General features: G+C 62.0%; 26 protein-coding genes. 13 read left to right on the top strand and 13 right to left on the bottom strand.

Annotation, left to right across the window (positions count from 1 at the left end; translation table 11 throughout):
• Positions 1–72: 72 nt before the first annotated feature.
• The gene (gene acnB / locus V6M90_RS13690; protein WP_042944809.1) at positions 73–2,682 is read right to left on the bottom strand and encodes a bifunctional aconitate hydratase 2/2-methylisocitrate dehydratase; all 2,610 of its coding nucleotides are present in this window, start codon (positions 2,680–2,682) and stop codon (positions 73–75) included.
• 396 nt (positions 2,683–3,078) lie between these two features.
• Between acnB and V6M90_RS13685 the strand changes: the two genes are divergently transcribed.
• Entirely contained in the window at positions 3,079–3,549 is a 471-nt protein-coding gene (locus V6M90_RS13685) for a DUF1289 domain-containing protein (RefSeq protein WP_042944807.1), read from the top strand.
• Positions 3,550–3,619: 70 nt separating this feature from the next.
• Here V6M90_RS13685 and V6M90_RS13680 read toward each other — a convergent pair whose 3' ends face one another.
• Positions 3,620–4,483 (bottom strand): universal stress protein, encoded by an 864-nt coding sequence (locus V6M90_RS13680; protein WP_003174307.1) that lies wholly within the window; start codon positions 4,481–4,483, stop codon positions 3,620–3,622.
• Between the two features lie 149 nt (positions 4,484–4,632).
• Here V6M90_RS13680 and miaE point away from each other — a divergent pair, with 149 nt between their 5' ends.
• From miaE to V6M90_RS13660, 4 genes are all read left to right on the top strand, one after another.
• Entirely contained in the window at positions 4,633–5,235 is a 603-nt protein-coding gene (gene miaE, locus V6M90_RS13675) for a tRNA-(ms[2]io[6]A)-hydroxylase (RefSeq protein WP_332846673.1), read from the top strand.
• A gap of 173 nt (positions 5,236–5,408) precedes the next feature.
• On the top strand, positions 5,409–6,116 hold the full coding sequence (locus V6M90_RS13670) for a response regulator (RefSeq protein ID WP_003174305.1): 708 nt from the start codon (positions 5,409–5,411) through the stop codon (positions 6,114–6,116).
• Positions 6,117–7,394: an ATP-binding protein gene (locus V6M90_RS13665; RefSeq protein ID WP_332846672.1), complete on the top strand. Its 1,278-nt coding sequence runs from the start codon at positions 6,117–6,119 to the stop codon at positions 7,392–7,394. It begins immediately after the preceding gene.
• Positions 7,395–7,490: 96 nt separating this feature from the next.
• Positions 7,491–7,643 carry a hypothetical protein gene (locus V6M90_RS13660; protein ID WP_332846671.1) on the top strand — a complete coding sequence of 51 codons (153 nt, stop codon included), beginning with the start codon at positions 7,491–7,493 and terminating at the stop codon, positions 7,641–7,643.
• 4 nt (positions 7,644–7,647) lie between these two features.
• Here the strand turns inward: V6M90_RS13660 and ampC are convergent, their stop codons facing one another.
• Complete coding sequence (gene ampC, locus V6M90_RS13655; RefSeq protein ID WP_080547098.1) at positions 7,648–8,802, bottom strand: class C beta-lactamase; 1,155 nt, start codon at positions 8,800–8,802, stop codon at positions 7,648–7,650.
• A 132-nt stretch (positions 8,803–8,934) separates the two neighbouring features.
• On the opposite strand from ampC, the gene V6M90_RS13650 reads away from it, so the two are divergent.
• Complete coding sequence (locus tag V6M90_RS13650; protein ID WP_141063972.1) at positions 8,935–9,810, top strand: LysR family transcriptional regulator; 876 nt, start codon at positions 8,935–8,937, stop codon at positions 9,808–9,810.
• Here V6M90_RS13650 and yghX read toward each other — a convergent pair.
• A complete protein-coding gene (gene yghX, locus V6M90_RS13645) occupies positions 9,807–10,694 on the bottom strand; it encodes a YghX family hydrolase (protein WP_003174300.1) in 888 nt (295 codons plus the stop codon). The genes V6M90_RS13650 and yghX overlap by 4 nt on opposite strands.
• A gap of 44 nt (positions 10,695–10,738) precedes the next feature.
• The gene (locus tag V6M90_RS13640; protein WP_003174299.1) at positions 10,739–11,233 is read right to left on the bottom strand and encodes a PaaI family thioesterase; all 495 of its coding nucleotides are present in this window, start codon (positions 11,231–11,233) and stop codon (positions 10,739–10,741) included.
• Between the two features lie 87 nt (positions 11,234–11,320).
• Here V6M90_RS13640 and V6M90_RS13635 point away from each other — a divergent pair, with 87 nt between their 5' ends.
• Positions 11,321–11,878 (top strand): YceI family protein, encoded by a 558-nt coding sequence (locus V6M90_RS13635; protein WP_003174298.1) that lies wholly within the window; start codon positions 11,321–11,323, stop codon positions 11,876–11,878.
• Here V6M90_RS13635 and V6M90_RS13630 read toward each other — a convergent pair.
• Entirely contained in the window at positions 11,875–12,765 is an 891-nt protein-coding gene (locus V6M90_RS13630; RefSeq protein ID WP_141063970.1) for a DMT family transporter, read from the bottom strand. The two genes, V6M90_RS13635 and V6M90_RS13630, sit on opposite strands and share 4 nt — an antisense overlap.
• A gap of 91 nt (positions 12,766–12,856) precedes the next feature.
• Here V6M90_RS13630 and V6M90_RS13625 point away from each other — a divergent pair, with 91 nt between their 5' ends.
• Positions 12,857–14,182, top strand: a complete 1,326-nt coding sequence (locus V6M90_RS13625; protein WP_332846670.1) for an aminotransferase-like domain-containing protein — start codon at positions 12,857–12,859, stop codon at positions 14,180–14,182.
• Positions 14,183–14,194: 12 nt separating this feature from the next.
• Here the strand turns inward: V6M90_RS13625 and V6M90_RS13620 are convergent, their stop codons facing one another.
• Positions 14,195–14,620 carry a nuclear transport factor 2 family protein gene (locus tag V6M90_RS13620; RefSeq protein WP_003174294.1) on the bottom strand — a complete coding sequence of 142 codons (426 nt, stop codon included), beginning with the start codon at positions 14,618–14,620 and terminating at the stop codon, positions 14,195–14,197.
• Between the two features lie 234 nt (positions 14,621–14,854).
• On the opposite strand from V6M90_RS13620, the gene V6M90_RS13615 reads away from it, so the two are divergent.
• Complete coding sequence (locus V6M90_RS13615) at positions 14,855–15,073, top strand: DUF6434 domain-containing protein (protein ID WP_003174293.1); 219 nt, start codon at positions 14,855–14,857, stop codon at positions 15,071–15,073.
• Complete coding sequence (locus tag V6M90_RS13610) at positions 15,073–15,807, top strand: CPBP family intramembrane glutamic endopeptidase (protein ID WP_332846669.1); 735 nt, start codon at positions 15,073–15,075, stop codon at positions 15,805–15,807. Before V6M90_RS13615 ends, V6M90_RS13610 begins: the two co-directional genes overlap by 1 nt.
• Positions 15,808–15,879: 72 nt before the next feature.
• Here the strand turns inward: V6M90_RS13610 and V6M90_RS13605 are convergent, their stop codons facing one another.
• Together V6M90_RS13605 and V6M90_RS13600 are read right to left on the bottom strand one after the other, a co-directional pair.
• On the bottom strand, positions 15,880–17,586 hold the full coding sequence (locus V6M90_RS13605) for an amidase (protein WP_332846668.1): 1,707 nt from the start codon (positions 17,584–17,586) through the stop codon (positions 15,880–15,882).
• 56 nt (positions 17,587–17,642) lie between these two features.
• Positions 17,643–18,431: a helix-turn-helix domain-containing protein gene (locus V6M90_RS13600; protein WP_332846667.1), complete on the bottom strand. Its 789-nt coding sequence runs from the start codon at positions 18,429–18,431 to the stop codon at positions 17,643–17,645.
• An 83-nt stretch (positions 18,432–18,514) separates the two neighbouring features.
• On the opposite strand from V6M90_RS13600, the gene V6M90_RS13595 reads away from it, so the two are divergent.
• Together V6M90_RS13595 and V6M90_RS13590 are read left to right on the top strand one after the other, a co-directional pair.
• Positions 18,515–18,820, top strand: coding sequence for a DUF2834 domain-containing protein (locus tag V6M90_RS13595; protein WP_078733019.1), 306 nt, complete (start codon positions 18,515–18,517; stop codon positions 18,818–18,820).
• Positions 18,813–19,235 (top strand): MAPEG family protein, encoded by a 423-nt coding sequence (locus V6M90_RS13590; protein WP_332846666.1) that lies wholly within the window; start codon positions 18,813–18,815, stop codon positions 19,233–19,235. Before V6M90_RS13595 ends, V6M90_RS13590 begins: the two co-directional genes overlap by 8 nt.
• Before the next feature lie 27 nt (positions 19,236–19,262).
• Here the strand turns inward: V6M90_RS13590 and V6M90_RS13585 are convergent, their stop codons facing one another.
• The 3 genes from V6M90_RS13585 to V6M90_RS13575 form a co-directional block, all read right to left on the bottom strand.
• Positions 19,263–20,429: a GGDEF domain-containing protein gene (locus V6M90_RS13585; protein ID WP_078733021.1), complete on the bottom strand. Its 1,167-nt coding sequence runs from the start codon at positions 20,427–20,429 to the stop codon at positions 19,263–19,265.
• Positions 20,430–20,525: 96 nt separating this feature from the next.
• Entirely contained in the window at positions 20,526–21,656 is a 1,131-nt protein-coding gene (locus V6M90_RS13580; RefSeq protein ID WP_305427237.1) for a sensor histidine kinase, read from the bottom strand.
• Positions 21,657–21,775: 119 nt separating this feature from the next.
• Positions 21,776–22,987: an MFS transporter gene (locus V6M90_RS13575; RefSeq protein ID WP_003174286.1), complete on the bottom strand. Its 1,212-nt coding sequence runs from the start codon at positions 22,985–22,987 to the stop codon at positions 21,776–21,778.
• Between the two features lie 97 nt (positions 22,988–23,084).
• Here V6M90_RS13575 and V6M90_RS13570 point away from each other — a divergent pair, with 97 nt between their 5' ends.
• Positions 23,085–23,906, top strand: a complete 822-nt coding sequence (locus V6M90_RS13570; RefSeq protein ID WP_003174285.1) for an AraC family transcriptional regulator — start codon at positions 23,085–23,087, stop codon at positions 23,904–23,906.
• Here the strand turns inward: V6M90_RS13570 and V6M90_RS13565 are convergent.
• Positions 23,891–26,479, bottom strand: a complete 2,589-nt coding sequence (locus tag V6M90_RS13565) for a bifunctional diguanylate cyclase/phosphodiesterase (RefSeq protein WP_332846665.1) — start codon at positions 26,477–26,479, stop codon at positions 23,891–23,893. The two genes, V6M90_RS13570 and V6M90_RS13565, sit on opposite strands and share 16 nt — an antisense overlap.
• Positions 26,480–26,533 lie beyond the last annotated feature (54 nt).

The raw sequence follows: 26,533 nt of genomic DNA, 5'->3' as shown, positions 1-26,533 counted from the left end.
TATCACACTGTATTCCAGGCATAAAAAAACGCCGCGTACCTTGCGATACGCGGCGTTCCTCACATCAACACCTTAGGCTTGAATCACCGGGATGTTGGCGCTTGCAGCGATCTTGCGGAACTCGGCGATCTGGTCGAAGTTCAGGTAGCGGTAGACGTCGCTGGCCATGGTGTCCAGCTTGGCCGCGTAGCCCATGTACTCTTCGACGGTCGGCAGGCGACCCAGAGTGGAGGCGACTGCCGCCAGCTCGGCCGAGGCCAGGTAGACGTTCGCGCCATCACCCAGACGGTTCGGGAAGTTACGGGTCGAGGTCGACACCACGGTCGAATTCGGCTCAACACGTGCCTGGTTACCCATGCACAACGAGCAGCCCGGCATTTCCATGCGTGCGCCGGCCTTGCCGTAGATGCCGTAGTAGCCTTCTTCGGTCAGTTGGTGAGCATCCATCTTGGTCGGCGGCGACAGCCACAGACGGGTTGGCAGCTGACCCTTGACCTGTTCCAGCAACTTACCGGCAGCGCGGAAGTGACCGATGTTGGTCATGCACGAACCGATGAACACTTCGTCGATCTTCTCGCCGGCAACGCTGGACAGCAGACGGGCGTCGTCCGGGTCGTTTGGCGCGCAGAGGATCGGCTCGTTGATTTCCGCCAGGTCGATTTCGATGACTTCGGCGTATTCGGCGTCGGCATCGGCTTCCATCAGCTCAGGGTTGGCTACCCAGGCTTCCATCGCTTGAGCACGACGTTCCAGGGTACGTGCATCGCCGTAGCCTTCGCCGATCATCCAGCGCAGCAGGGTGATGTTGGAGTTCAGGTACTCGGTCACGGACTCTTTGGACAGCTTGATGGTGCAACCGGCGGCCGAACGTTCGGCCGAGGCGTCGGAGAGCTCGAAAGCCTGTTCCAACGTCAGGTCGTTCAGGCCTTCGATCTCCAGGATGCGGCCGGAGAAGGCGTTTTTCTTGCCTTTCTTTTCTACGGTCAACAGACCCGATTGGATCGCGTAGTAAGGAATGGCATGAACCAGGTCACGCAGGGTGATGCCAGGCTTCATTTTGCCTTTGAAGCGCACCAGGATCGATTCCGGCATGTCCAGTGGCATTACGCCAGTGGCTGCGGCGAACGCGACCAGACCGGAACCGGCCGGGAACGAGATGCCCATCGGGAAACGGGTGTGGGAGTCGCCACCGGTGCCGACGGTGTCCGGCAGCAGCATGCGGTTCAGCCAGCTGTGGATGATGCCGTCGCCTGGACGCAGCGATACACCGCCACGGGTCATGATGAAGTCAGGCAGGGTGTGGTGGGTGGTCACGTCGATCGGCTTCGGATAGGCCGCAGTGTGGCAGAAGGACTGCATCACCAGGTCTGTCGAGAAGCCCAGGCACGCCAGGTCTTTGAGTTCATCACGGGTCATCGGACCGGTGGTGTCCTGGGAGCCCACGGTGGTCATCTTCGGTTCGCAGTAAGTACCTGGGCGAACGCCTTTGCCTTCCGGCAGACCGCAGGCCTTGCCGACCATTTTTTGCGCCAGGGTGAAGCCTTTGCCGGTGTCGACAGGCGCTTCAGGCAGCTTGAACAGGTCGGTAGGGCCAAGACCCAGCTCGGCGCGAGCCTTGTCGGTCAGGCCACGGCCGATGATCAGCGGGATACGGCCGCCGGCGCGGACTTCGTCCAGCAGCACCGGGGTTTTCATTTCGAAGGTGGTCAGGACTTCGTCGGTGCCGTGTTTGCAGACTTTGCCAGCATGCGGGTACAGGTCGATCACGTCGCCCATGTTCATGTTGGTCACGTCGAATTCGATCGGCAGTGCGCCGGCATCTTCCATGGTGTTGTAGAAGATTGGCGCGATCTTGCTGCCGAAGCAGAAGCCGCCGGCGCGCTTGTTCGGCACGTAAGGGACGTCGTCGCCGAAGAACCACAGTACGGAGTTGGTCGCCGATTTACGCGACGAACCGGTACCGACCACGTCACCGACGTAGGCGATCGGGAAGCCTTGGCCGCGCATCTCTTCGATCTGCTTCATCGGGCCGGTCTTGCCTTGCTCGTCCGGTACGATGCCTTCGCGGGCCATTTTCAGCATGGCCAGGGCGTGCAGCGGGATGTCGGGGCGGGACCAGGCGTCCGGGGCAGGGGACAGGTCGTCGGTGTTGGTTTCGCCGGTGACCTTGAACACGCGCAGGCTGATCTTGTCGGCCAGGGTTGGGCGGTTGCGGAACCACTCGCCGTCAGCCCAGGACTGGATCACGCCTTTGGCGTGTTCGTTGCCGTTGCGGGCTTTTTCAGCCACGTCGTGGAACGCATCGAACATCAGCAGGGTGTGCTTGAGTTGGGCGGCGGCGACAGGCGCCAGCGTGGCGTCGTCCAGCAGCTCGACCAACGTCACGATGTTGTAGCCACCTTGCATGGTGCCCAGCAGTTCAACGGCGCGTTTCTTGTCGAGCAGGGGGGAAGTGGCTTCGCCCTTGGCCAGGGCGGACAGGAAACCGGCCTTGACGTAGGCAGCTTCGTCAACACCTGGTGGAATGCGGTTGGTGATCAGGTCAACGAGGAATTCTTCTTCGCCAGCCGGAGGATTTTTCAGCAGCTCGACCAGGCCTGCGGTTTGTTCGGCATTAAGCGGCTGGGGAACGATACCCAGTGCTGCACGCTCTTCGATATGTTTGCGGTAGGCTTCAAGCACAGTTATTACCCTCATCAGTGGTCCCACGGGACGCTCATCCAGAAATGAACGGCACGCATGCGCTCGGGGGCTTTTTGGGCCGCAAAGCCAGCGCTGCCGGCATTCCTCACAGAAGCTGCTTTCAAAGTTTTACGCCTGCAGAACGGAGCTGATGAGGGTTGGCGCGGTTTTTGACCTGCCGGGGTCAAACCCGCGCCAATACCGTTCTGAAGGAACGACTGTGCTCGTGACGCTTTGAAAACAGCTTCCAGCGGATTATTGGCGCCTTACAAGGCCGGATGATTCTACGGCAAAAAAATTCTAAAGGTAAGTTGCCACCGCAAGTTTGCTGGATGATCAACCTTAGACAAAGGGCTAACATGGCACACTGTTTCGCTGATTTGCGTGTCGTTGCCCATGCCCAACCAAACCATCAAGACCCCCTGCGTCGGCCTGTGCTCCACGGTTTACGGCGATCTTGTGTGCCGTGGTTGCAAGCGTTTCCACCATGAAGTGGTCCAGTGGAATGGCTATGGCGAAGAGGAAAAACGCGCGGTGTGGCTGCGGTTGGAGCAGCTGTTGGTGCAGGTGATGGCCGGCAAAGTGGAGATTTTTGACCCGAGAACCCTGCGTAGCCAATTGGAACAGCGCAAGATCCGCTTCGTGCCGCACCAGTCCGAGTATTGCTGGGCGTACCAGTTGATCGCCCGGGGCGCACGGGTGATCTCCAACCTGGAAGCCTATGGCATGGTGCTGCTGCCGGAGTTTCGTGATTGGACCTTGCCGGACCTGCGCGATGCCATCGATCGTGAGTTCTTTATCCTGTCCGAGGCGCATTACCAGCGCTATATCGCGCCGGGGTTTCTGAGAGATGCGCTCGCAGACTGACAACACAAGTCCAGAATGGGGGAGAGGGCTTGCTCCCACATATTGATCTTCATTGTTTTGGGGATCAGCGTCAGGCCTTGGTTGCCAGCTCTTCCAAGTGATCCATCAGCGTCTGCGGCTTGAGCACCAGCACGTCGCCTTCTACCTTGTCGAGCACCACTTCCGCCGTATTGCCGATCAATGCGCCGGTCAGGCCGGTGCGCGCCACGGTGCCGATGATGGTGACGGCCGCCTGGTATTTGTGCGCCGCAAAGGGAATCAGCACATCCGCCGGACCTTCCTCGATATGCAAGTGGCTGTCATCCACGTCGAACTCGGCCTGGAACGCTCTGCACTGCTCGCGATAACGCGCCTCGATGGTTTCCTTGAGTTGAAACGTCGGGTCCGCCGCCGACAGCATCGGCGACGGATGGGCGCTGATCACGTGCAACTGCGCCTTGGCCAGGCTGGCGATATCAAAGCCGTGATCAATGATCGAGTTGTGCAGCGAGCGGTGCTCACCGTCGGTGTTGCCCACGTCGATCGCCGCCAGGATGACCCCGCCGGCCCAGGGCGTGGCGGTCTTGACCAACAGCACTGCCGTCGGGCAATAACGCAACAGCTTCCAGTCCGCCGGCGTCAGCAACGCCTTTTTCAACGGGCTGTCGGGGAAGTGCTGCTTGATCACCAGGCCGCAACCTTCAGCCTGCTGCACATCGATGATGGTTTCATGCAGGCTGTCATTCCATGCCTGCTCGGTGGTCACGCTGTAACCGTCCTCCTGCAAACCGGCCTTGAGCAGGCTCAACAGCGCCGAATGCTCATGCTGCTTGTCGCAGACCAGCAAGTGCAGGTGTGCACCGGTCACCCCGGCAATCAACTTGGCGCGTTTGAGGGCCAGGCTTTCTGAATGCTCGGGTTCGATGACCACCAGGATGCTGCGGATGGCTTGCATGGTCGGGATCTCCAAAAGGGGGGGCGTGGAATAACTATAGTTGCTGCTCGCCGCGCGTCATGTTGATGCACATCAAGGCCGGTGGCTGGTGGTCTGCCGCGTGGTCGGTATAATCGCCGGCCTTTTGTGATCCTTTGCCCGTGAGCCCGATGAACCTGCCCGAAATCCACGAATTCCTCGGTTGCCGCACCCCCGACGCCTGGGTCCAGGCCGCGCTGGCCGATCAGGAAACCCTGCTGCTCGACCACAAGAATTGCGAATTCAAGGCCGCCAGCACCGCCCTGAGCCTGATTGCCAAGTACCATGGCCATGTCGACCTGATCAATATGATGTCGCGCCTGGCCCGCGAAGAACTGGTGCACCACGAGCAAGTCATGCGCCTGCTGAAAAAGCGCAAGATCGAGCTGCGCCAGCTGCATGCCAGCCGTTATGCCTCGGGTTTGCGCAAAGTGGTGCGCAGCCACGAACCGGTGAAGCTGGTGGATACCCTTGTAGTCGGCGCCTTTATCGAAGCGCGCAGTTGCGAGCGCTTCGAGGCGCTGGTGCCGCATTTGGACGAAGAGCTCGGCAAGTTCTACTTCGGTTTGCTCAAAAGCGAAGCTCGGCACTTCCAGGGTTACCTGAAGCTGGCCCACCAGTATGGCGAGGCCCGGGATATCGCCCAGGTAATCGAGCGGGTGAGGGCGGCCGAGCAAACATTGATCGAGTCACCCGATGTCGAGTTCCGCTTTCACAGTGGCGTGCCGGCCTGAGGCAGGCCTTGCGCATACAACGCTCGGTGGATGGTGTTAAAAACTGCAGGTCATTTGTTAAAAACTCTTAAAAACATGAAGCTTCGTCGACTGCTGCCGGAGCGTTGATTCAGTTGCTCGGCTTGCCACCTATAATGCCCGCTCTTCAATCCGCGACTGCACACTGAGAACGTATGGAAAACCTGGGTCTGGGCAAGGTCCTGCTCGTTGAGGACGACGAAAAGCTGGCAGGGCTGATCGCGCATTTTCTGTCGCAGCATGGTTTTGAGGTGCGGGTGGTGCACCGGGGCGACGAGGCCTTGGCGGCGTTCCTGGACTTCAAACCGAAGATCGTCGTGCTCGACCTGATGTTGCCAGGCCAGAGCGGTTTGCACGTGTGCCGCGAGATTCGCAGCGTGTCGGACACACCCATCGTGATTCTCACCGCCAAGGAAGATGACCTGGACCATATCCTCGGCCTGGAATCCGGGGCTGATGACTATGTGATCAAGCCGATCAAGCCGCCGGTGCTGCTGGCGCGCCTGCGTGCGCTGCAACGCCGCCAGGCGCCGGAGCCGACCGTGCGCGGTGCGCTGGCGTTCGGGCGGCTGGCCATTGACCGCAGTTGCCGGGTGGTCAGCCTGGGTGAGGACACGATCGACCTGACCACCATGGAGTTCGAACTGCTCTGGCTGCTGGCCAGCAACGCGGGCACCCTCCTGTCGCGCGACGACATCCTCAACCGCATGCGCGGTATTGCCTTTGACGGGCTTAACCGCAGCGTCGACGTGTACATCAGCAAGCTGCGTGGCAAGCTCAACGACAACCCGCGTGAACCTGTGTGCATCAAGACCGTCTGGGGCAAGGGGTATCTGTTCAACCCGTTTGCGTGGGAGGTCTAGATGCTGCGCCTGTTTCTGCGCCTGTATGTGATTCTCGCACTTGGCCTGGCGGGGGCGATCTGGCTGGTCAACTACACCTTCGACGAGCTGTTGCCCGAAGCCAACGAAACCTATAACCGCGAAGCCATGCGTGGCCCAGCCTATGGTCTGGTGGAGCAACTGCGGCCGGTGCCTGGCGATGCACGCCAGGCCCGATTGGCCGAACTGCAATCCCATTACGGGCTGCGCCTGAAACTGGTGCCAACAAACAGCCAGGCCCTCACCGAGCGCGAACAGACCTTGCTGGGCGACGGCTTGCTGGTGGTGCGCGGCGATTTCAACGAGTTTTTGGCCAATATCGACGGTGGCCCGCAGTTGCTGGAAATCAAGCTGCCGGAAGAACCGAAGTGGCTGTACCTGTGGGCCTATGGTTTTCTCGGGGTGTGCCTGGCGATCGTCCTGTATTTCTGGGTACGTCCGCACTGGCGCGACCTGGAGCACATCCGCCTGGCCGCACAGCGTTTCGGCGACAACGACTTGGGGTCGCGCATCCTGCTGGCGCGCCGCTCCACCGTGCGCGAGCTGGCCGGACACTTCAACCAGATGGCCGAACGCATCGAAAACCTGATCGCCAACCAGCGTGAGCTGACCAACGCGGTGTCCCACGAACTGCGCACGCCGATTGCGCGTCTGTCGTTCGAGCTTGACCAGCTCAAGCAACAGACCGACCCGCGCCAACGCGGCGCGCTGATTGCCGACATGTACGCCGACCTGGGCGAGCTGGAAGAAATGGTCTCGGAGCTGCTGACATACGCCAGCCTGGAACGCGGCGCTACCCAGGTCACCCGCGAGCGCATAGAAGCCCATAGCTGGCTCGACAGCGTGATCGGCAGCGTAGCCCTGGAGGCAGAGGCGGCGGGGATTCAACTGTCGCTGCGTACCTGTGAGGTGGATTTCATTCTGATCGAACCGCGCTTCATGGCGCGAGCGGTGATCAACCTGCTGCGCAATGCCATCCGTTACGCCGAACGTCGCGTGGATGTGTCGCTGATCAGGTTTGGCAGTGGTTATGAGGTCCGTGTCTGCGACGACGGCCCCGGCGTGCCCGAGGAGGGCCGAACGAAAATTTTCCAACCCTTCATGCGCCTGGACGCCAGCCGCGACCGTCGCACCGGCGGCTTTGGCCTGGGCCTGGCCCTGGTGCAGCGGGTGTCGCAATGGCACGGCGGGCAGGTGTGCGTGCTGGATTCGGAATGGGGCGGGGCGTCGTTTCGGATGACGTGGGCGTATGCGCATTAATGGACGATCCGTCAGCCCGTGAATTGCCTCGGTTTATAGCTGACTGCAGCGTCTACGGCGTGAGGGGCTCATCGATAGGTGCGATGTTGATCCGGGATGGAAGGCGAATACGACCAGTTACTCCAGAGCCTGGACCTCATTCGACGGCACTTTGCCAAGCGCAACACCCAGCGGCTGGAAGGGTTTATCCGTGATATCCACTCCCAGCCTGAACCTGAAGACGATTACTACAAGTGCATCCTCAGGTAGCGGCTTATTGGTCCAGCGCACTCAGGATTGCATGCGCCACCTTCACCCGCTCGGCATTCGGGTAGTTCTTGTTCGCCAGGATGACCACGCCGATGTCCTTGCTCGGGACATACGCTACGTAGGCACCAAAGCCACCGGTAGACCCGGTTTTGTTGAACAGCACGTTAGCGGGCTGCACCTGGGGTTTGGCCAGCCAGCTGGCCTTGTGCGGCTCCATCGCCATGGGTGTCGAGTTACCGTCGGTCAACGCTTGCAACGTGATCGGGTAAGGGTAGTACTCCCAGCCCAGGGCCTGGGTCATGTCGTTGACGGTGTAATGACCGGTGTGGGTGGTGTCGATGGCCTGCTGCAAGGGTTTTTCCAGCGTGTCGGGGTGCATGTTGACCATCACGTAGTGCGCCAGGTCCTGGGCGCTGGTTTTGAGGCCATAGGCTTCGCTGTCCAGTGCACCAGGGCTTACGCGCACCGGCTTCTGGTGCTTGTCATAGCCCTGGGCATACAGCCCGGCCTTGTCGGCGGGGACGCTGACATAGGTGCTCTTCAGGCCCAGCCTTGGCAGCAGGGTCTTCTCCATGGCAACCCTGAACGGCTGGCCCATGCTTTGCGCCGCCAGGTAGCCGAACAGGCCGATGCTCGGGTTGGAATACAGGCGCTGCGCGCCGGGCGCGTAGGTGGGTTTCCAGTGCTGGAAGTAGTTGAGCATGCGATCGGCGCTGTCGGCCGAGTCGGGAAATTGCAAGGTCAGGCCGCCGGGGGTGTAAGTGGCCAGTTGCAGCAGGCTGATCTGGTCGAAGGCACTGCCTTTCAAGGCGGCCAAGTGCTCGCTGGCCTTGTCCGATAGCTTGAGTTTGCCGGTGGCCTGGGCATAACCGCCGAGGGTTGCCGTGAACGTTTTGCTGACCGAGCCGATTTCGAACAGTGTGTCCTGGCTGACGGGGTGCCGGGTGTCCCTGGAGGCTACGCCGTAGTTAAAGTATTGCACTTGACCCTTGTTCATCACGGCGACGGACAGGCCGGCGATGCCTTGTTGCTGCATCAGTGGTTCGACGTTATTGTCCACGACCGCACGCAGGTCGGTGGCGGCGACGCAAGACCCGGCACCGAGTAAAAGCGCTGAAAAAAGGACGGTTCGTGCATTGATAAAGGATTTTTCGTACATACAATCTGGCTTCCATATAAGTGACGGGCCGATGACCAAGGTCTTCGCGAACGACGCAAATCTAGGCAGAGTGCGACCCTTCGACAACCGATGATATCTCGCACCAGTCATTAGAAAAACTAAGGTTAAGACATGCTGCGATCCCATCTGCCCCTCAATGCCCTGCGGGCATTCGAAGCCTCGGCCCGGCATCTGAGCTTTACTCGGGCGGCCATCGAACTGTGTGTGACCCAGGCGGCGGTCAGCCATCAGGTCAAGAGCCTGGAGGCGCAGTTGAATGTCATCCTGTTCAAGCGTTTGCCCAGGGGGCTGATGCTGACCCGTGAAGGCGAAACCCTGCTGCCGGTGGTACACGAGTCTTTCGACCGCATCACCAACACCTTAGACCAGTTCGAAGGCGGGCATTATCGGGAGGTGCTCAGCGTGGGCGCGGTCGGCACCTTCGCGGTGGGCTGGTTGCTGCCGCGCCTGCCGGATTTCCACAGTCGCAACCCGTTTATCGATCTGCGTCTGTCCACCCATAACAACCGTGTGGACGTGGCTGCCGAAGGCTTGGATTACGCGATCCGTTTCGGCGCTGGCGCCTGGCACGGCACTGACGCCTGCCAACTGTTGGTGGCGCCGTTGAGCGTGCTCTGCGTGCCGTCAATCGCCGAGCAACTGCGCACGGCGGATGACCTGTTGAAACACACCTTGCTACGCTCTTACCGCGCCGATGAGTGGAACCTGTGGTTCCAGGCCGCCGGGTTGCCCGCCGATACCGTGATGCCGCGCAGCATCGTGTTTGATTCCTCGTTGGCAATGATGGAAGCGGCGTTGCAAGGGATCGGCGTGGCGTTGGCGCCAGCAATGATGTTCACCCGGCAGCTGTCCACCGATGTGATTCGCCAACCGTTCGATGTGACTATTACCACGGGCAGCTATTGGTTGACGCGCCTTCAGTCGCGGACGCAGACGCCCGCGATGGCGGCTTTCAAGGACTGGTTGCTGGAATCGTGTTCGCTTTAGCTCAGGTATTTGCGAAACCAGCCCAGTGTGCGCTCCCAGGCCAGGTTCGCCGCCGCTTCGTCATAGCGCGGCGTCGAATCATTATGGAACCCATGATTGGCGCCCTTGTAGATGAATGCCTCATAGGTCGTGCCTGCCGCTTTCAACGCTTGCTCATAGGCCGGCCAGCCTTCGTTGATCCGTGTGTCCAACTCGCCGAAGTGCAGCATGATCGGCGCCTTGATCCGCGGCACGTCCTGGGCCTGCGGCTGGCGCCCATAGAACGAAACGGCCGCGCCCAGCTCAGGATAGGCCACCGCCGCCGCGTTGGTCACGCCGCCGCCGTAGCAGAAGCCGGTGATGCCGACTTTGCCGGTGCTGCTGTCGTGCTGCATCAGCCATTCGATGGCCGCGAAGAAGTCGTTCATCAGTTTGGTGGGGTCGACGGTCTGTTGCAGCGCCACGCCTTTTTCATCGTTGCCGGGGTAGCCGCCGACCGAGGTCAGGCCGTCGGGGGCCAGGGCGATAAACCCGGCCTTGGCCAGGCGTCGGGCGACGTCTTCGATATACGGATTCAAGCCACGGTTTTCGTGGACCACCACCACCGCCGGCAACTTACCCGCAGCCTTGGCCGGACGCACCCGATAGCCGCGTACCGTGCCGTTACCTTTGGGCGAGGGGTAGGTGATGTAGTCGGCGACAATGTCCGGGTCGGTGAATTTCACCTGCTCGGCCAGGGCATAGTTGGGGCTCAGCGCCGCCAGCAGTGCCGAGGCGGTCAGGCCGCCGAAGGTGAACAATGCCGCGCGGTCGAGAAACTCGCGCCGGCTGAGCTTGCCGTGGGCGTAGCCGTCGTAGAGTTCCAGCAGTTCGGGGGCAAAGTCCTTCGCGGTGAGACGAGTCATCGGTGCAGTCCTCGATTGGCGGTGCCCATCAATGTAGACCAGGTTCAGCCGTTACGGCCATGGGCGGCGGCGGCCAGTTGCCCGGTGTCGACGCGCACGAACACCGAATCGCCGATTGCGGTGAGCACGTCGCCCGCGTATACCTCGCAGATCACGCGGCTTTTGCGCCCCACGTCGCCGTCGACCCGCGCGCGCAGGGTCAGGGGGACGCCCATGGGGGTGGGCTTGATGAATTTGATGCCCAGGTTACCGGTGACGCAATCGATACGCGGCAGGCTGCCGGGTTCGCGGTGTTCGGCCTGGTAATGGCAGGCCATGGCGGTCCAGTTGGAATGGCAATCCACCAGCATGGCGATCAGGCCGCCATAGACCAGGTCCGGCCAGCCGGTGTACTGGGCGTCGGGTTGGTACTCGGCGATGACGTGGATGCGGTCTTCATCCCAGCGGCTCTTGAGGTGCAGGCCGTGGGGGTTGCTGCCGCCGCAGCCGAAGCAAATGCCTTCCGGGGCGGTGATGTCTTGTAGGGACGGGACGTGCATGCAAAGTCCTTGTGGTGGTGAGTGGCTACTCTGTTTAGCAGGACGAGCGCCTGATGGGAATACAGTCAACCTTTTGCGGAGCGGTGCATGAAACGTCGAATTTTAGCGCTTGCCCTGGCTTTGGCTTGTATCGCCAACGCTCAGGCCGTGGAGTACAAGGACGTCAACCCCGCCGCCAGTCAAATCAGCTTTACCTACAAGCAATTGGGGCAGCGCGTGTACGGCACGTTCGGCCAGTTCGACGGCACGTTGACCTTCGACACCCAGAAACCGGAGGCGGCGCATGCAGTGCTCAAGATTCAGCTCGCCAGCATCAATGCGGGCAGTGACGAGGCCAATGACACCCTGCAACGCCCGTCCTGGTTCGATACGGCGACCTATCCGGTGGGCGTGTATGAATCCACCGGGGTCAAGGCGCTGGGGGGAAACCGCTTCCGTATCAGCGGCAACCTGACCATCAAGGGCACCACGCGCCCGGTGGATGTGCAGGTGCTGCTCAAGGAGCAGGATGGCATCGGTGTCTTTGACGGCGAACTGATCCTTAAACGTGGCGACTTCAAGATCGGCGAGGGGGAGTGGGCCGGTAACAGCGTGGTCTCCAACGACATCCGCATCAAGTTCAAGATGGTTGCGCCACAGCGCTAGCGGGCGAAGTGCTTGGCGCCGGCCACGCAGCCGATCACGGCAACCGTCACCAGTACCATGCCCAGGCTCACCTGTTCGTGCAGCAGGCCCGCCGCCAGCGCCAGGCCGAAGAACGGTTGCAGCAATTGCAACTGGCCAACGGCGGCAATGCCGCCCTGAGCCAGCCCACGGTACCAGAACACAAAGCCGATCAGCATGCTGAACAAGGCTACATAAGCCAGGCTGAGCCAGGCCGGCAGGCTGATGCCGGTAAAGTCGGACGGTGCCAGCACCAGGCTCAGCGGCAGCACCACCGGCAGCGACACCACCAGCGCCCAGCAGATCACTTGCCAGCCGCCCAGGCTGCGTGACAGCGTGGCGCCCTCGGCGTACCCCAAGCCGCACACCAGCACCGCCAACAGCATCAATAGATCGCCGGCGGGCGCGGCGCTCAAGCCCTGTGCGACCGCGTAACCCATCACCAGTGCGCTGCCCAGTATCGAAAACAGCCAGAACACCGGACGTGGCCGCTCGCCGCCGCGCAGTACGCCAAAGAGCGCGGTGGCCAGGGGGAGCAAACCGATGAACACGATGGAGTGCGCGGAGGTCACGTATTGCAGCGCCAGGGCGGTGAGCAGCGGGAAACCGATCACCACGCCGAGGGATACGATCACCAGCGGGCCCCATTGACGGCGTGCGGGACGCTTCTGCTTGAACAGCCACAGCACAAGCAGCCCCAGCACGGCGGCGATGGTGGCGCGGATCAGGGTGAGGAATACCGGGTCGAACTCCATCACGGCCAGGCGTGTCGCGGGCAGCGAGCCGCTGAAAATCAGCACGCCGATAAAACCGTTGATCCAACCCTGGGTGCTGCTGTCCAGGCTGCCGATGGGGGAGGTGCGTTCCATGGTGGGCGTCCGAAATAAGAAAAGATTGCGTAAGAGCCATCCTAGGATTGAAGATTAAGACAATCAAAAAATTGTCATGGATACAGCGCCCATGCCCCGCGCCCGTTACAAACGGCTGGTTGACTCTTTTGCCGAAGCCATCCGCTCGGGGCAAACGCCCGCCGGCACGCGTCTGCCCACCCATCGCCAATTGGCGGCCGAGCATGGCCTGGCTCTGGTCACCGCCAGTCGCGTATACACGGAGCTGGCGGCCATGGGCCTGGTCAGCGGCGAAATCGGGCGTGGCACCTTTGTGCGCGAGATCTCGTTGCCGCCGGGGCAGGGCAGTGGGCAAATGGCGGTGGCGGCCGGCATGCTCGACCTCAACTTTAATTACCCCTCGTTGCCGGGCCAGGCCGAGCTACTGCGCACGGCGTTGCGCCAGTTGGCGCTGTCCGGCGACCTGGAGGCACTGCTGCGTTATCAACCCCATGCCGGTCGCTTGCATGAGCGAGCGGCGATGGCGCGGCACTTGTCATGCCGGGGCCTGACCGTGGAGGCCGCGCAGGTGCTGGTGGTCGGCGGCGCCCAGCATGGTTTGGCGGTCACCTTGATGGCGCTGCTCAAGCCGGGGGATGTGGTCGCCGTGGACGCGTTGACGTATTCGGGGTTCAAGGTGCTGGCCGAGACCCTGCAGCTGGAAATCGTCGCCATCCCCGTGACCGCCCAGGGCCCGGACCTGGATTGCCTGCACGCCCTGTGTCGCAAGCGCCCGGTGCGCGCGGTGTACAGCATGCCGACCTTGCACAATCCATTGGGCTGGGTCATGGGCCTGGCGCAGCGCGAACGACTGGTCGCCATCGCCCGTCAGCATAACCTGATGATCATCGAGGACGCGGCTTACGCGTTTCTGGCCGAAGACGCACCGCCACCGTTGGCGAGTCTGGCACCGGAGCGCACGGTGTATGTGGGCGGGTTGTCGAAGAGTGTCGCCACCGGGCTGCGGGTGGGGTTTGTCGCCGCGCCGATTGCCTGGGTAAAACAGCTCGAGCGCGCGATCATGGCCACCACCTGGAACGTGCCTGGTGTGATGAGTGCCATTGCGGTGGCCTGGCTCGAAGATGGCACCGTGGCGCAGTTGGAGGCGCAAAAGCGCCAGGACGCCCAGGCGCGTCAGGCGTTGGCGGCGCAGGTACTGAAGGGGTTGACGTACATCAGCCACCCGTCATCCTACTTTTTGTGGCTGCCGTTGGCGGAGGACGCCCGCGCCGATCAAGTCGCCATGGCCCTGCAGCGCGAGGGGGTGTGCGTGTCCACCGCCGAGCCATTCGCCGTCTCGGCCCATGTGCCCCACGCATTGCGTCTGGCCCTGGGCTCGGTGGACATGCCGGCGCTGCGCGGGGCGTTGCTCAAGGTGCGCCAAGGGGTGGCGTGGTGAGCCCGCTGGCGATCAGAATTTGAACGCCTGGCGTCCGATCAACAGCCAGTGGCCTTTCTGCTTCTGCCACACCTGAAAGTTCTCGATGTCGGTGGGCACTTCGACGCCACTGTTTACCGCCTGGGCGTGAAAGTGGTTGCGCACCAGGGCGGTATCGCCTTGCAGGGTGATGGTCTGTTTTTGCATTTCCAGGGTCTTGAAGCCACTGCGACCGGTCTCGATATCGGCAATGAACTCCTGTTTGTTCTGGATCTTGCCGCTGGAGTGGCCGTAAGTGAGCTTCTCGGCGGTGAGGGCCTGCAGCTGTTTGATGTCTTTATGCAGCATGGCTTGGGTCAGGTGGTCGACCGCTTGGGCGACGTCTTGATCGGCAGGAGCGGCGGCCACGTAGCCGCTGAACAGGCACAGAAAACCGATCAGCGCTTTGACATTTTGCATGGAGGGTTCCTTATTGTTGTTGGGGTGTGCGACCGTTTTAGTCGTCGTACAACCATGCAATATTTTATTGTAGGAAGGAAAGAAAAATTTGAAATAACCGGTAAAGGCGCGATTTTTATTCTTATACGATGTCTCAACACGCTGAGGGATTTCATCAAATCCAGTGTTGGGACTTCCTGGCGACCTGGCCACTGGCTATGCTAGCGCCGAGATTAAAACTGCCCGAGCACACAAATGGATTTTGACTGGCACAGCAACCCCATCACCCGCGCCACGCCGGTGACCCCTGACTATAAAAACACCCAGAACGTACGCCGCTTCATGCTTTTGCACTGTGGCCCCACGTTCAAATTCGACCGCCCGTTCATGGCGTGGATTCGCGACGAAACGCCCAAGACGATGGGTGACGTGGTGGATGAGTGGCTACGTCGCAATGCGGACTCAGGGGCGTGATGACGTCCGCCCTCGGCGTGCTGGTCAACTACCTTCTTCATCTGCTGCCTGGCCTGCTGTTATTTGGCGTGTGGTGGGCGCTTACGCCACGCTCATTGGCGGCGATGCGTATCCTGATCTTGCTGGCGGCGTTTGTGCTGATGCGCGATGCGATGACGCCGTTGGGGCTGTGGGCGCTCGGCAGCGACCTAGAGATCGCCTTTTCGGCCAATACCCTTGTGTTGGGCGCATTGGGTTGTCTGGCGCTGCTATTGATTGTATTGCTTGCAGGGGTGGCGCCCGAATTGTGGCGACTGGTTGTGTGGGTCAAAGGGCGTGGACTGGCAGGCGTGGTGGTTGGCCTGGCGGTCGGCTGTCTGATTGGCGCGCCGCTGCGGCTTTATCAGGCGATCGATGGCGCGGCGATCCCCGGTTACTGGGCGTGGTTGCCCGGCATGGTGGTGCTGGCCTATGGCGCCAACGCGTTGGAAGAGGTGCTGTTTCGCGGTTTTTTGCAGGGCTATCTGGAGCAGCAGATGAAACCTCTCAGGGCTGTCTTGATCAGTGGCGTGGCCTTCGCGGCTTGCCATGCCTTCCTGGCGCTGAGTGTTACTCAGTTGGGGTTGCCAGTGTTGCTATTTACCCTGATGGAGGGGGTGGCCTGCGCCTTGGTGTGTATGCGCTACGGTGTGCTGGCGTCAACGCTGACCCACGGTACGGCAATCCTGTTGATTGCCGTGCCCTATAGCAGCTGATTTGAGATCCACTCAAACCTGTGTAGATACCCCTGCCCATCGCAGGCAAGCCCGCACACCTGCGAATCGCGTTTATTCCTCTGCCAACGGCGGTGTGCGCGGTGGCACCAGGCGCTTGCTGCCGGTCGCTTCAAACGCCGCCGCAAAACGCAACAACGCCGAATCATCATAAGCACGCCCGGCAAACGTCAGCCCCACCGGCATGCCGATATCCGCCATCACGCCCATCGGCACGGTGACGGTGGGCACGCCCAGGTGGCGGATGGCGAGGTTGCCGTTGGCCACCCAGATGCCGTTGCTCCAGGCAATGTCGGCGCTGGCTTCGTTCACGTCGGCGTCCGCCGGGCCGACGTCGGCGACGGTGGGGAAGAGCACCGCGTCCAGACCCAGTGTGTCCATCCAGTCTTCCAGGTCGATGCGCCGGGTTTGCTCCAGGCCGTGCAGGCCGTCGGGAAGGCTGCTGATATCGTTCCACGGCGTGATGCCGCGCTGCGCCATGCGCACGTACTCGTCCATGCCGGCGGCGAGGTCGTCTTCACGGTTGGGCAGGGTGCCGGGGTCGTGGGGGAAAATCTGCGGGCCGTCCACGTCCGCCAGGCGGTTGAGCGCCGGGTCGTTGTTGGCGCGCAGGAAGTCGTCGAACGCCCAGGCTGACAGTTCCCATAACTCATCGTGCAGGAATTCCTTGGACACCAAACCACGGGTAAATACCGTCGGCGCGCCGGGACGGTCGCCTTCGCAGTTGGACACCAGCGGGAAGTCCACTTCAATGACGTTGGCGCCGGCAGCCTCCAGCGCCTGGCGCGCGGCTTGCCACAAGTCGATCACGCTGGCGCGGGTGTTGATCTTCTGCCCGGTCGGCCCGCCGATGCCGGGGTGTTCGCTGGTGCCGGCGTCGGGGTCGGCATTGATGTACATGCGTGGCACGCCGAAGCGTTTACCGGCGAGGGCTTTAGTGCCGACAGCCAGCTCGGCATAAGAAGCCGGGCGCACCGAGGCAACGCTGGGGATCGGCACCCAGGGTTGCAGGCGCCACAGGTCGCCACGGGTGTCCGGGTCTTCGGCGACCACCACGTCGAGCACTTCCAGCAGGTCGGCCATGGTGCGCGCGAACGGCACCACCACGTCCATGGTCGGGGTCAGCGGCCAGTTGCCGCGCACCGAAATCACCCCGCGCGACGGGGTATAGGCGCACAGGCCATTGTTGGACGCCGGGCCACGTCCGCTCGACCAGGTTTCTTCCGCCAGACCGAACGCGGCAAAGCTGGCCGCCGTTGCGGTGCCAGCGCCATTCGAGGAGCCGGAGGCAAACGGCGCGGTGAGGTAGCGGGCGTTGTAGGGGCTTTCGGCGCGGCCATACACACCGCGCTGCATGCCGCCATTGGCCATCGGCGGCATATTGGTCTTGCCCAGGCAGATCGCGCCGCCGGCCCGCAGGCGTTCGATGGTGAAGGCGTCGCGATGCGCAACGAGCCTGGCAAACGCCGGGCTGCCGGAGGCCGCGGTCAGGCCTTTGACCAGGTAGCTGTCTTTGGCGGTGTAGGGAATACCGTCCAATGGCCCCAGGGTTTCGCCCTTGGCGCGGCGCGCATCGGACGCCTCGGCTTCTTCAAGGGCTCGCGGGTTGCGCACCACCACCGCGTTCAACGCGGTGGCGGTCTGCGGGCCGTCGTAGGCATCGATCCGGGCCAGGTAAGCCTTGACCAGTTTAACCGCGGTGGTCTGGCCGGATTCAAGCGCAGCGCGCAATTGGGCAATGGAGACTTCGGTAACTTGCATGACGTTTTCTTCGCCGCCTTCAGTTGTGGTATCTGCGCAGTCTACGTACAGGTATTTCACAAAACCAGCGCGGCATAATCGGCGTAGGCGCCGCGCATCACCTGCCAGGTTGCGTCGTCCGCAGGAATCAGATGCTCGATACGCAACGAGGTCAGGGTGATGTCCTGAGGCATGCCGAAGGTGGTGAAGGTCGACAGAAAGCTCAACTCGCCCCGGCTTGAGCGGATGCGTGTGAGTACCAGCGGCGGCATTTCATCGGGCAATTCGGTGTGGGTGGGCTGCGGCAGGTTCGCCAGCAATGCGGCCAGTCCCGGATTGCTCAGCGCTTCGCGGGTCGCCCGTTGCCAGGCCAGGGTGCGGATCTCTTCGGCGTTGAGCAGGTGATCACCCAGGCCGCCAGGCTGCAGCAAGGTAGTCAGCAGGTTCAGGCCATCGGCCGTCTGCGCCGGAATCCCTACCAACTCAAACAGCACAGCGGTGCCGGCGTTCGCCGCCAGCACCTGCCACTCGCTGCCCAACAGGATCGCCGGCGCGGGGTTATTGGCGTGCAGCACATGGCTGAGCGCTTCGCGAATCGCAGCCATGGCCGGCGAGGCGAGCGGGGTGGCGGTGTAGCGGGGGGCGTAACCGGCGGCGAGGAACACGCGGTTGGCGTATTCCAGTGGTGTGTCCAGTGCCGTCAGCAGCGTGTGCAAGGTAGCCGCGCCAGCCTTGGCGCGGCCGGTCTCGATACAGCTGAGATGGCGCTGGGAAACCCCAGTGATCAAGGCCAGTTCGAGTTGGCTCAACGCGGCCTGGCGGCGTATCTGGCGCAGGTATTCGCCGGCGGTAACAGGGGGGTCCATGGCGTGTCGATGACCTCCGAGGTCATTGCGAGGGGCCAAACCTTATCACTAAGGTGGGCCTCGATCACCTCAAGGAACAGACCATGCCCCGATCCTCTATCGCCCTGGCCGCGTTGCTCGGGTTTTCGCTCTACACCCTGGCTACGATGCTCACCGCCGAGCAATCGCTGCTGGCCTTCGGGCGAGAACTGATGTCACGGCCGGATACCGCGCAGGTGGTGATTGACCTGTACCTGATGGCGATACTGGCGTGTGTGTGGATGTACCGGGATGCACGGCGGCGAGGGCGATCGGTAGCCTCGGTGGTGCCGTACTTTGTGTTGACGGCGGTGTTTGTGTCGGTGGGGCCATTGCTTTACATCGTGGTCAATGGAGGGCGCGATGAATGATCCCCTTAAGCTCTACGCCCTGTGTGTGCTGGTACTGTGCGTGAAGATGTTTGCGATTTCCTGCTACCAGGGATACTTCCGCCTTCGCGCACGGGTATTCACTAACGTTGAAGATGCTGCGTTCTTCAGACGTGCTGCGCATTCAACGGAGCTGCCACAGGTTGGCCGAGCGAGTAAAGCCTGGGTCAATGACTTGGAAAATATTCCGCTGTTTTTTGTGCTGGGCGGGTTGGGTGTCGCGCTCGCGGCAGCGCCCGTGGCGACAGCCTGGTTATCCGGCGGTTTCACCCTGGCCAGGCTGGTGCATACGGTGACGTATCTGGCAGGGTGGCAGCCGTGGCGCACGCTGGCGTATGGGATGGGGACGGTGTGTTTGTTGGGACTCGGCGGTGTGACGATGCTGCGGTTGATATGAACGGCGCCTGAGGCCACCGCACCGTCATCAGCCATAGGCACTCGGCCCCGTGTTGTCCACCAACCGAATACTGTCGCGCCCCCCACGCTTGGACTCATACAACGTCGAATCCCCTTGCTCAATCAGCGCCGCCAGACTCGCCGGTGGCTGATCGAACAGGTTCGCCCCAATACTCAATGTCACCGGTTCCGGGGTGCTGAAGCTTTGCGCCGCCAGTTGCTGGAATTGCCCGCGCAAGCCGCTGCCCAGTTCGACAACCTGTTCGGTTGACGCCGGGCTCAGCAGGATCACGAATTCATCGCCGCCCAAGCGTGCCGCCAGTGCGCCCTTGGGCACGACGCTGCGGATCATTTCGCTGAGCGCGATCAACAGACGGTCGCCCGCCGTGTGGCCATGGAGGTCGTTGACCCCTTTGAAATTATCGATATCGATCAGCAGCAGGGCGCCGGGTTGGGCCGGGGAGATCCGGGCCAGCAGGTGCGGGGCGCGCAGGTCGAGGGCGCGGCGGTTGTAGAGGGCGGTGAGTGGGTCGCGGGCGGCGAGGCGGGCGATCTGTTGTTCACGGCGGTAGCGCTCGGAGCCGGTCATGGACAGGGCGATCAACATGATCGCCATTGCGCCTTCCACCAGGGAAATCTGGATGATTTCGCCCTTGAATGCGGCGAGGTCGATCAGGGTGCCGGGGATCACCACCGAGAGGGCCTTGGCCACGTAGAACATCCCATGGATCAGCAGCACGAAACGCAGTTGCACCGCCCCCACGCTCAAGGACCGGCCATGGGGCCGCAGCAGGAAACTGGCGCGCAAGGTGGGCAGGGCGACCAGCAGGGACTGCACCGCCAGCATGGTTTTGGACCCTGTCGGGTCAGTCGGCAAGGCCAGCATGCCGAACCAGACAGCGACCATCAGGAACCACGCACGCGATACGCGCACTTGGGTAAACCGTGCCACGCCGAGCAAAAACAGAAAGTGTGCAGTCACCAGCAAACCGTTGGCGAACCAGACACCGATGACTAAAAAGCCGTTGATGCGTAGCAGGGCCAGGGTGGAGCCCAGGGTGATGGTGGCGAACCCGGCACTCCAGAACAGCAGCGACGGTTCGCGCACGCTGCGCCATTCCACCGCGAGATAGAGTGCGGCCGCGGCGGCCAGGGCGACGGTGAGGGCCAAAATCGTAGGAGGGTCGAGTGTCATGTGTTGCCGGATCTGCCTGAGGTGCGTGGACAAACGCGATTGTAAGCGTTCCGCCGGCATTTTCGGAGCATTGGTGGCTATAGGCTATTAACGTATTCAAGCGCCGTTCAGCGGCACCGTCACGCGAAACACCGTGCCGTGTTGGCTGTCGGACTCGACTTCGATCGAGCCCTGGTGGGCCGCGACGATTTCGGAGGCGATAAACAGGCCCAGCCCCAAGCCTTCGGTCGGGCCATGTTCAATCACCGAGCGTTGGGAAAAGCGCCCCATGGGATTGAAAATGAAGGGCAGCACATCCGGCGGGATCGGGGTGCCGTGGTTGTGCACGCTGAACACACAATTGTATGGCGTGACTGCCAGCGTCACGGCGATGGGCGAGTGCCGATCGCCGTGATGCACGGCGTTACCGATGATGTTGGAGAACACCTGTTCCATGCGCGCGCCGTCGAACTGTCCCACCACCGAGGCGTGTGGCTCAAAGCGCAGCTGCGCTTGCGGATCGAATGTCTGGATCTCCGCCACGATGCGCTCGCAGATCGGCGTCAGGTCGAGCGGCGTGCGCCTGACCGGAATGCCGGGGCCCATCTGGCAGCGTGTCAGGTCCAGCAGGTCGCCGACGATCTGGCTGGCGCGCTGAACACTGGTGTAGATCTGCGTGGCCACCCGGGTATTGCGTTCGCCACCCGATGACGAGCGCCTGAGCATGTCGGCACCGAGCAAAATCGCGCCCAACGGTGTGCGCAAGTCGTGACCGAGAATGCCGAGGAATACATTGCGCGAGGCTTCCACCGCGCGCGAATAGCTGGCGATGGATTCGGCGAGGGCCTGGTCGATGGCTTCATGAAACCGGTTCATGTCCTCCACATCCAGTGCCGTACCGCCCTTGATCTGCTTGAGCCACTGGCGCAGCACGCTGGTGCGCAGCGCACGGTACTCGGACACCATCTGGTCGATGGAGAACCCCGCCATCAGGCGTGTCACCGCGTGGGTTTCGGCAGGGGTTTCCTCTTCTTCCTGTGGGGCCAGGCCCTGAGCTTTGTCCAGCTGTTCCTGCACGGTCTGCGTGGTGCGCAGATCCTGGGCGATGGCGTGCAGCATCTGCGCGGCGTGGTCGCGCAGGCCCTCCTGGTCCAGGGCGGCGCCCGGGGTCTGGATGGTGCTGGCGAAATCTTCCCAGTCCTGCAGGATCGGCTCGAGGTTGCTAAGGATAAAATCTGACAGGCGCATGCGGTAATCCTTGCAAGTGGCGATACGCAGAGACGCGCGCGGAGCTGCCAAACAGGGATTTAAGCACGATTTGGTCGGTGTGACGCTGCGCAGTGCAAGAGCGCTGCGCAGCGGGTCGGTCACACGCCTTTGGTCGACGGCAGCAGGATCGTCAGGATGCCCACCAGCGGCAGGAACGAGCACAGCTTGTAGACGTACTCGATGCCGTGGTTATCGGCGAGCAAACCCAGCAGGGCCGCGCCGATCCCGCTGAAACCGAACATCAGGCCGAAGAACACACCGGCAATCATCCCCACATTGCCCGGCACCAGTTCCTGGGCAAACACCACGATGGCCGAGAACGCCGAGGCCAGGATAAAGCCGATCACCACGCTGAGCACGGCGGTCCAGAACAGGTCGACATAGGGCAGGGCCAGGGTGAACGGCGCGGCACCGAGGATGGAGAACCAGATGACTTTCTTGCGCCCGATGCGGTCGCCGATCGGCCCGCCGAAAAACGTGCCCGCGGCCACGGCGCCGAGAAACAGGAACAGGTACAACTGGGAGCTGGCCACCGACAGGCTGAACTTTTCGATCAGGTAGAAGGTGAAATAGCTGGTGAGGCTGGACATATAGAAGTACTTGGAAAACACCAGCACGGCCAGCACCACCAGCGCAAAGGTCACGCGGCCTTTGGACAGACCATGGGTCGCCTTGCCGCCTTGCTTGAGCTTGAACAGGTTGAGATGGTTGCGGTACCAGCGGCTCAGGCCGTACAGCACCAGGATCGCAAACACCGCAAACAGGCCGAACCAGGCGATATTGCCCTGGCCGTAGGGAATGATGATCGCCGCCGCCAGCAGGGGCCCCAAGGCGCTGCCGGTGTTGCCGCCGACCTGGAAGGTCGACTGCGCCAGGCCATAGCGGCCGCCGGAGGCCAGGCGTGCCACGCGCGAGGTTTCCGGGTGGAAGGTCGACGAGCCCACGCCCACCAGTCCCGCCGCCAGCAGGATCGCCGGGAACGTACCGACAAACGCCAGCATCAGGATGCCGACCAAGGTGCACACCATCCCGGCGGGCAACAGCCAGGGCTTGGGATGGCGGTCGGTGTGGTAACCGATCCACGGTTGCAGCAGCGAGGCGGTCAGTTGGAAGGTCAGGGTGATCATCCCCACCTGGGTGAACGTCAGTCCGTAGTTGGCCTTGAGCATCGGGTAGATCGATGGCAGCACGGCCTGGATCAGGTCGTTGATCAGGTGCGCCAGGGCGCAGGCGCCAAGGATACGCATAACCAAGGGGCTGACGTGGGGTGTACTGGTTGCAGCAGCGGGTGACGCGGTGAGTGTCGACATGCAGGCATTCCATACAAGGCAGCGAACAGGGGCAACCAGTACTTAAGCCGGCTGCTCATTTCAAATTGTTTCGGGGTTTATGCTAGATTCGCACAAAATGCCTGTCTCACGAAATCGGGGCGACAACTGTCGCAAAAAGGGCGAAATGATCAAATCCCTGGATAAATTCCTGCAAGAGATCGACGAGGGCGATTGGGCCGTGATCAGTTCGGCCACCGATTACCCGGAAAACTGGGTGATCCCCGACCACAGTCACGAGAAGCATCAACTGCTCTACGCCACGGAAGGCGTGATGGTCGTGCATTCGGCGCAGAACCAGTGGACGGTGCCGCCCAATCGCGGCTTCTGGATGCCCTGCGGGCACGTGCATTCCCTGCGTTGCGTGGGGCCGCTGAAAATGCGCAGCGTGTTTGTCCGCGCCGACAGCTTCCCCAACCTGCCCACCGAGACCAAGGCGGTGAGCATCTCGCCATTGTTGAGTGAGCTGATCAAGGCTTCGGTCAGCCTCAAGCCGCCCTATGCCGAGGACTCGCGGGATGCGCGAATCATGCACCTGATCCTCGACGAACTGGCCCTGTTGCCCGCTTTGCCGCTATCCCTGCCGCAGCCTGCCGACCCGCGCATCCAGCACATTTGCCTGGCCCTGCAACAGGACCCTGGCGATGCCTCCACCGTCGCGCACTGGAGCGAGCGCCTGGACCTGGACCAGAAAACCATCCAGCGCCTGTTTCGCAAGGAAACCGGCATGACCTTCGGGCAATGGCGCCAGCAGGCGCGTTTGCTGCTGGCATTGGAGCGCATCGCGGTGGGAGAGAAGATTATCGACGTGGCCCTGGCGCTCGGCTACGACAGCCCGAGCGCGTTTACCAGCATGTTCAAGAAGCAATTCGGCAAGACGCCGAGTCACTTTTTCAAATAGCTCTTGGTTTGTTGCGTGTCTTGCGCGAGCAGACCGTTGAATGCGTCGACATCCATCGGCCGGCTGAGAAAGTAACCCTGGCCCTCGTCGCAGGCCACCGCCTTGATCATGGCCAGGTGCTCGGCGGTTTCGATGCCCTCGGCGGTCACCGTGAGGGCCAGGGCGCGGCCGAGGCCGACGATGGCCTGGATGATGGCTTTGTCGTCGTCGCTGTCCTCCAGGCGGGTGAGGAAGCTGCGGTCGATCTTCAGCCCATCGAACGGAAAGGCGCGCAGGTAGCTCAGGGAAGAGTACCCGGTGCCGAAATCATCCATGGCAATACGAATACCCAGTTGTTTGAGCGCGTGCATCACCTCCAGGGCGCCGACGGCGTCTTCGAGCATCACGCTCTCGGTCATTTCCACTTCCACCCGCGCCGGATCGATACCCGAGGCATCCAGCGCATGACGTACGCGCTGGACCAGGTGGCCGCGCTTGAACTCGATGGGCGACAGGTTAACCGACACGAACAGGTTGCCCGGCCACTGGGCGGCGCAGGCGCAGGCGGTTGCCAGCACCCAGTCGCTGAGTGACAGGATCAGCCCCGACTCTTCGGCAATCGGGATGAAGGTGTCCGGGGCAATCAGTCCGCGCACCGGGTGCTGCCAGCGCACCAGCGCCTCGGCTCCGACCATCTGCCCATCGGCGATGCGATAGCGCGGCTGGAAGTGCAGGCGCAATTCTCCATGCGTTATCGCGTAGCGCAGGTCGCTTTCCAGGCGGCGACGCTCGATGATTCGCGCGTTCATCTCGCCCGAATAGAAGCGCCAGGTATTACGCCCGGCGGCCTTGGCTTCGTACAGTGCGATATCGGCGTAACGCAGCAGCTCGCTGACCTCGCTGGCATCATTGGGTGCCAGTGTGATGCCGATGCTGGCGCTGATAAATACGTCCTGATCCTCAATGCGAATAGCCTGCTCGATCGAGCCGATCAGACGCCGACACAGGTTTTCGACGTCGTCCTGCGTGCCGGCATCGGTCAGGATCAGCACAAACTCATCGCCGCCGACCCGCGCCACCAGGTCGCCATGGCGCACGCAAGCGCTCAGGCGGCTCGATACTTCATTGAGCACGCGGTCGCCAGCGGCATGCCCGAGCAAATCGTTGACCGGCTTGAAGCGGTCCAGGTCCAGGCTGAGCATGACCAGTGGGCATTCAGGGGGCGGCAGCGCCTTGAGTTTGCTGTCGAGGAACGCTTGCAGGCGCGTGCGGTTGGGCAAGCCGGTCAGGGCGTCATGCAGAGACAGAAACTCAATACGCCGACGCGCCTCGACTTCTTCGGTCACATCGGTGGCCGTGCCGCGAAACCCGCCACAGGGCATTTGCCGCGCCGACAAGCGGGTGGTGCGCTCTTGCCCCTGAGCGTCCAGGTACAGGCATTGCACACTGAGGTCGGGGCGGCGTCCGGGCGTGCACAACCACTGTGAGAGCAAGCCGTCTTCGGTCTCCAGCAGGTCGTTCATGGCCGCGCCGATCCATGTATTACGGGCCAGCCCGGTCACGTTTTCGAAGCGTTCCGACAAATACGTAAAGCGCCAATCGGCATTGATTTCCCACACCCAATCGGAACTGGCCTCGACCACATCGCGAAAGCGCGCTTCGCTGGTGGCCAAGGCGTTCTGGCTGTTTTGCAACGAGTCATGGCTGGCATCGAGGGCGAGGGCGGCCGCGGTGCTGCGCCGTAAAATCACCCAGGTCATCAGGCACACCAGCAACGCGGCCAGGCCCAACAGCGGCAGGGCTACGCCCATCAAACGCTTGCCGGGTTGCTCCGGCTGCCAGTACAGGCTGCCCGCGCTGCCCTTGTCGCCAAGCGGTAGGGAGAGGCCCTTGGCGATGTCGGCGGGTGTGGCGATGTGCAGCTTGGTCACGCCGAAGTCATCGCCGATGGCACCCAGTTTGGCGCCGTCGAGAATGTTGACGAAAATCAGCACCGAGGCTTGCCGGTCATCGACGACCACCGTCGGGTCGGTGCCCGGCGTGATGGCGGCGGCGGCCACCAGTGCCGGGCTGCCGCGCACGTTGATGAGGGTGCTCATCGATGTTTCGTTTTCAATCCCCGCCCGTGCCTGTTCAAGAATCGAGGTCATGGGCTGGTCGAGCCACTCGCTGATCTCAATGGGTTGCTGTTCGCCCTCGATCACCGCATACACGGTGTGGTCGGCGTCGTTGACCACGAACACACCCTGAAAACCGAAATCATGAAACAGCGTTGCGCCGACATTTGCGCGCGTATAGGCCCAGTCAATGTCTACCTGCTGGTGCAGATGCCTATAGGCATCGCTCCAGAATGCGTAGTCCTTGACCATCAAACGCATGTTTTTTTCCATGGACTGCATGGCTTTGTCCGTATGGAATGCGCTTTCTGCCTCTTCCGAGTGATCCATGTCATGGGCGAGGTAGATCAGCGAGTACGCCGCGGCCGCAAAGACACCTGCCAGCAGGATCATGAAATTGAACAATGAGGTGCGCGTCAGCGACAGGCTGGTGCGAGTGGAGAGCGAGCGAACGAGAGGGGCGAGAGAGTTGGGCATTAGTTTGCGCAGGGCCTCGCGGCAAGTCAGGGGTTTGACAGGCTATCGGCGGCC

Source organism: Pseudomonas lactucae (assembly GCF_036688725.1).
GTDB lineage: Bacteria > Pseudomonadota > Gammaproteobacteria > Pseudomonadales > Pseudomonadaceae > Aquipseudomonas > Aquipseudomonas lactucae.
Note: the sequence above shows the minus strand (reverse complement) of the source record. Positions and strands in the feature narration are given on the sequence as shown.

What these genes read in the sequence shown, in the direction of transcription:
- V6M90_RS13685 (WP_042944807.1), top strand. Translation starts at nt 3,079, where the DNA reads ATGCCCAACCAAACCATCAAGACCCCCTGCGTCGGCCTGTGCTCCACG.
- V6M90_RS13640 (WP_003174299.1), bottom strand. Translation starts at nt 11,233, where the DNA reads ATGCACGTCCCGTCCCTACAAGACATCACCGCCCCGGAAGGCATTTGC.
- V6M90_RS13565 (WP_332846665.1), bottom strand. Translation starts at nt 26,479, where the DNA reads ATGCCCAACTCTCTCGCCCCTCTCGTTCGCTCGCTCTCCACTCGCACC.
- V6M90_RS13650 (WP_141063972.1), top strand. Translation starts at nt 8,935, where the DNA reads ATGCTGCGATCCCATCTGCCCCTCAATGCCCTGCGGGCATTCGAAGCC.
- V6M90_RS13605 (WP_332846668.1), bottom strand. Translation starts at nt 17,586, where the DNA reads ATGCAAGTTACCGAAGTCTCCATTGCCCAATTGCGCGCTGCGCTTGAA.
- V6M90_RS13665 (WP_332846672.1), top strand. Translation starts at nt 6,117, where the DNA reads ATGCTGCGCCTGTTTCTGCGCCTGTATGTGATTCTCGCACTTGGCCTG.
- miaE (WP_332846673.1), top strand. Translation starts at nt 4,633, where the DNA reads ATGAACCTGCCCGAAATCCACGAATTCCTCGGTTGCCGCACCCCCGAC.
- V6M90_RS13680 (WP_003174307.1), bottom strand. Translation starts at nt 4,483, where the DNA reads ATGCAAGCCATCCGCAGCATCCTGGTGGTCATCGAACCCGAGCATTCA.
- ampC (WP_080547098.1), bottom strand. Translation starts at nt 8,802, where the DNA reads ATGTACGAAAAATCCTTTATCAATGCACGAACCGTCCTTTTTTCAGCG.
- V6M90_RS13630 (WP_141063970.1), bottom strand. Translation starts at nt 12,765, where the DNA reads ATGGAACGCACCTCCCCCATCGGCAGCCTGGACAGCAGCACCCAGGGT.
- V6M90_RS13620 (WP_003174294.1), bottom strand. Translation starts at nt 14,620, where the DNA reads ATGCAAAATGTCAAAGCGCTGATCGGTTTTCTGTGCCTGTTCAGCGGC.
- V6M90_RS13660 (WP_332846671.1), top strand. Translation starts at nt 7,491, where the DNA reads ATGGAAGGCGAATACGACCAGTTACTCCAGAGCCTGGACCTCATTCGA.
- yghX (WP_003174300.1), bottom strand. Translation starts at nt 10,694, where the DNA reads ATGACTCGTCTCACCGCGAAGGACTTTGCCCCCGAACTGCTGGAACTC.
- V6M90_RS13595 (WP_078733019.1), top strand. Translation starts at nt 18,515, where the DNA reads ATGCCCCGATCCTCTATCGCCCTGGCCGCGTTGCTCGGGTTTTCGCTC.
- V6M90_RS13625 (WP_332846670.1), top strand. Translation starts at nt 12,857, where the DNA reads ATGCCCCGCGCCCGTTACAAACGGCTGGTTGACTCTTTTGCCGAAGCC.
- V6M90_RS13600 (WP_332846667.1), bottom strand. Translation starts at nt 18,431, where the DNA reads ATGGACCCCCCTGTTACCGCCGGCGAATACCTGCGCCAGATACGCCGC.
- V6M90_RS13580 (WP_305427237.1), bottom strand. Translation starts at nt 21,656, where the DNA reads ATGCGCCTGTCAGATTTTATCCTTAGCAACCTCGAGCCGATCCTGCAG.
- V6M90_RS13610 (WP_332846669.1), top strand. Translation starts at nt 15,073, where the DNA reads ATGACGTCCGCCCTCGGCGTGCTGGTCAACTACCTTCTTCATCTGCTG.
- V6M90_RS13570 (WP_003174285.1), top strand. Translation starts at nt 23,085, where the DNA reads ATGCCTGTCTCACGAAATCGGGGCGACAACTGTCGCAAAAAGGGCGAA.
- V6M90_RS13635 (WP_003174298.1), top strand. Translation starts at nt 11,321, where the DNA reads ATGAAACGTCGAATTTTAGCGCTTGCCCTGGCTTTGGCTTGTATCGCC.
- V6M90_RS13575 (WP_003174286.1), bottom strand. Translation starts at nt 22,987, where the DNA reads ATGTCGACACTCACCGCGTCACCCGCTGCTGCAACCAGTACACCCCAC.
- V6M90_RS13585 (WP_078733021.1), bottom strand. Translation starts at nt 20,429, where the DNA reads ATGACACTCGACCCTCCTACGATTTTGGCCCTCACCGTCGCCCTGGCC.
- V6M90_RS13670 (WP_003174305.1), top strand. Translation starts at nt 5,409, where the DNA reads ATGGAAAACCTGGGTCTGGGCAAGGTCCTGCTCGTTGAGGACGACGAA.
- V6M90_RS13590 (WP_332846666.1), top strand. Translation starts at nt 18,813, where the DNA reads ATGAATGATCCCCTTAAGCTCTACGCCCTGTGTGTGCTGGTACTGTGC.
- V6M90_RS13615 (WP_003174293.1), top strand. Translation starts at nt 14,855, where the DNA reads ATGGATTTTGACTGGCACAGCAACCCCATCACCCGCGCCACGCCGGTG.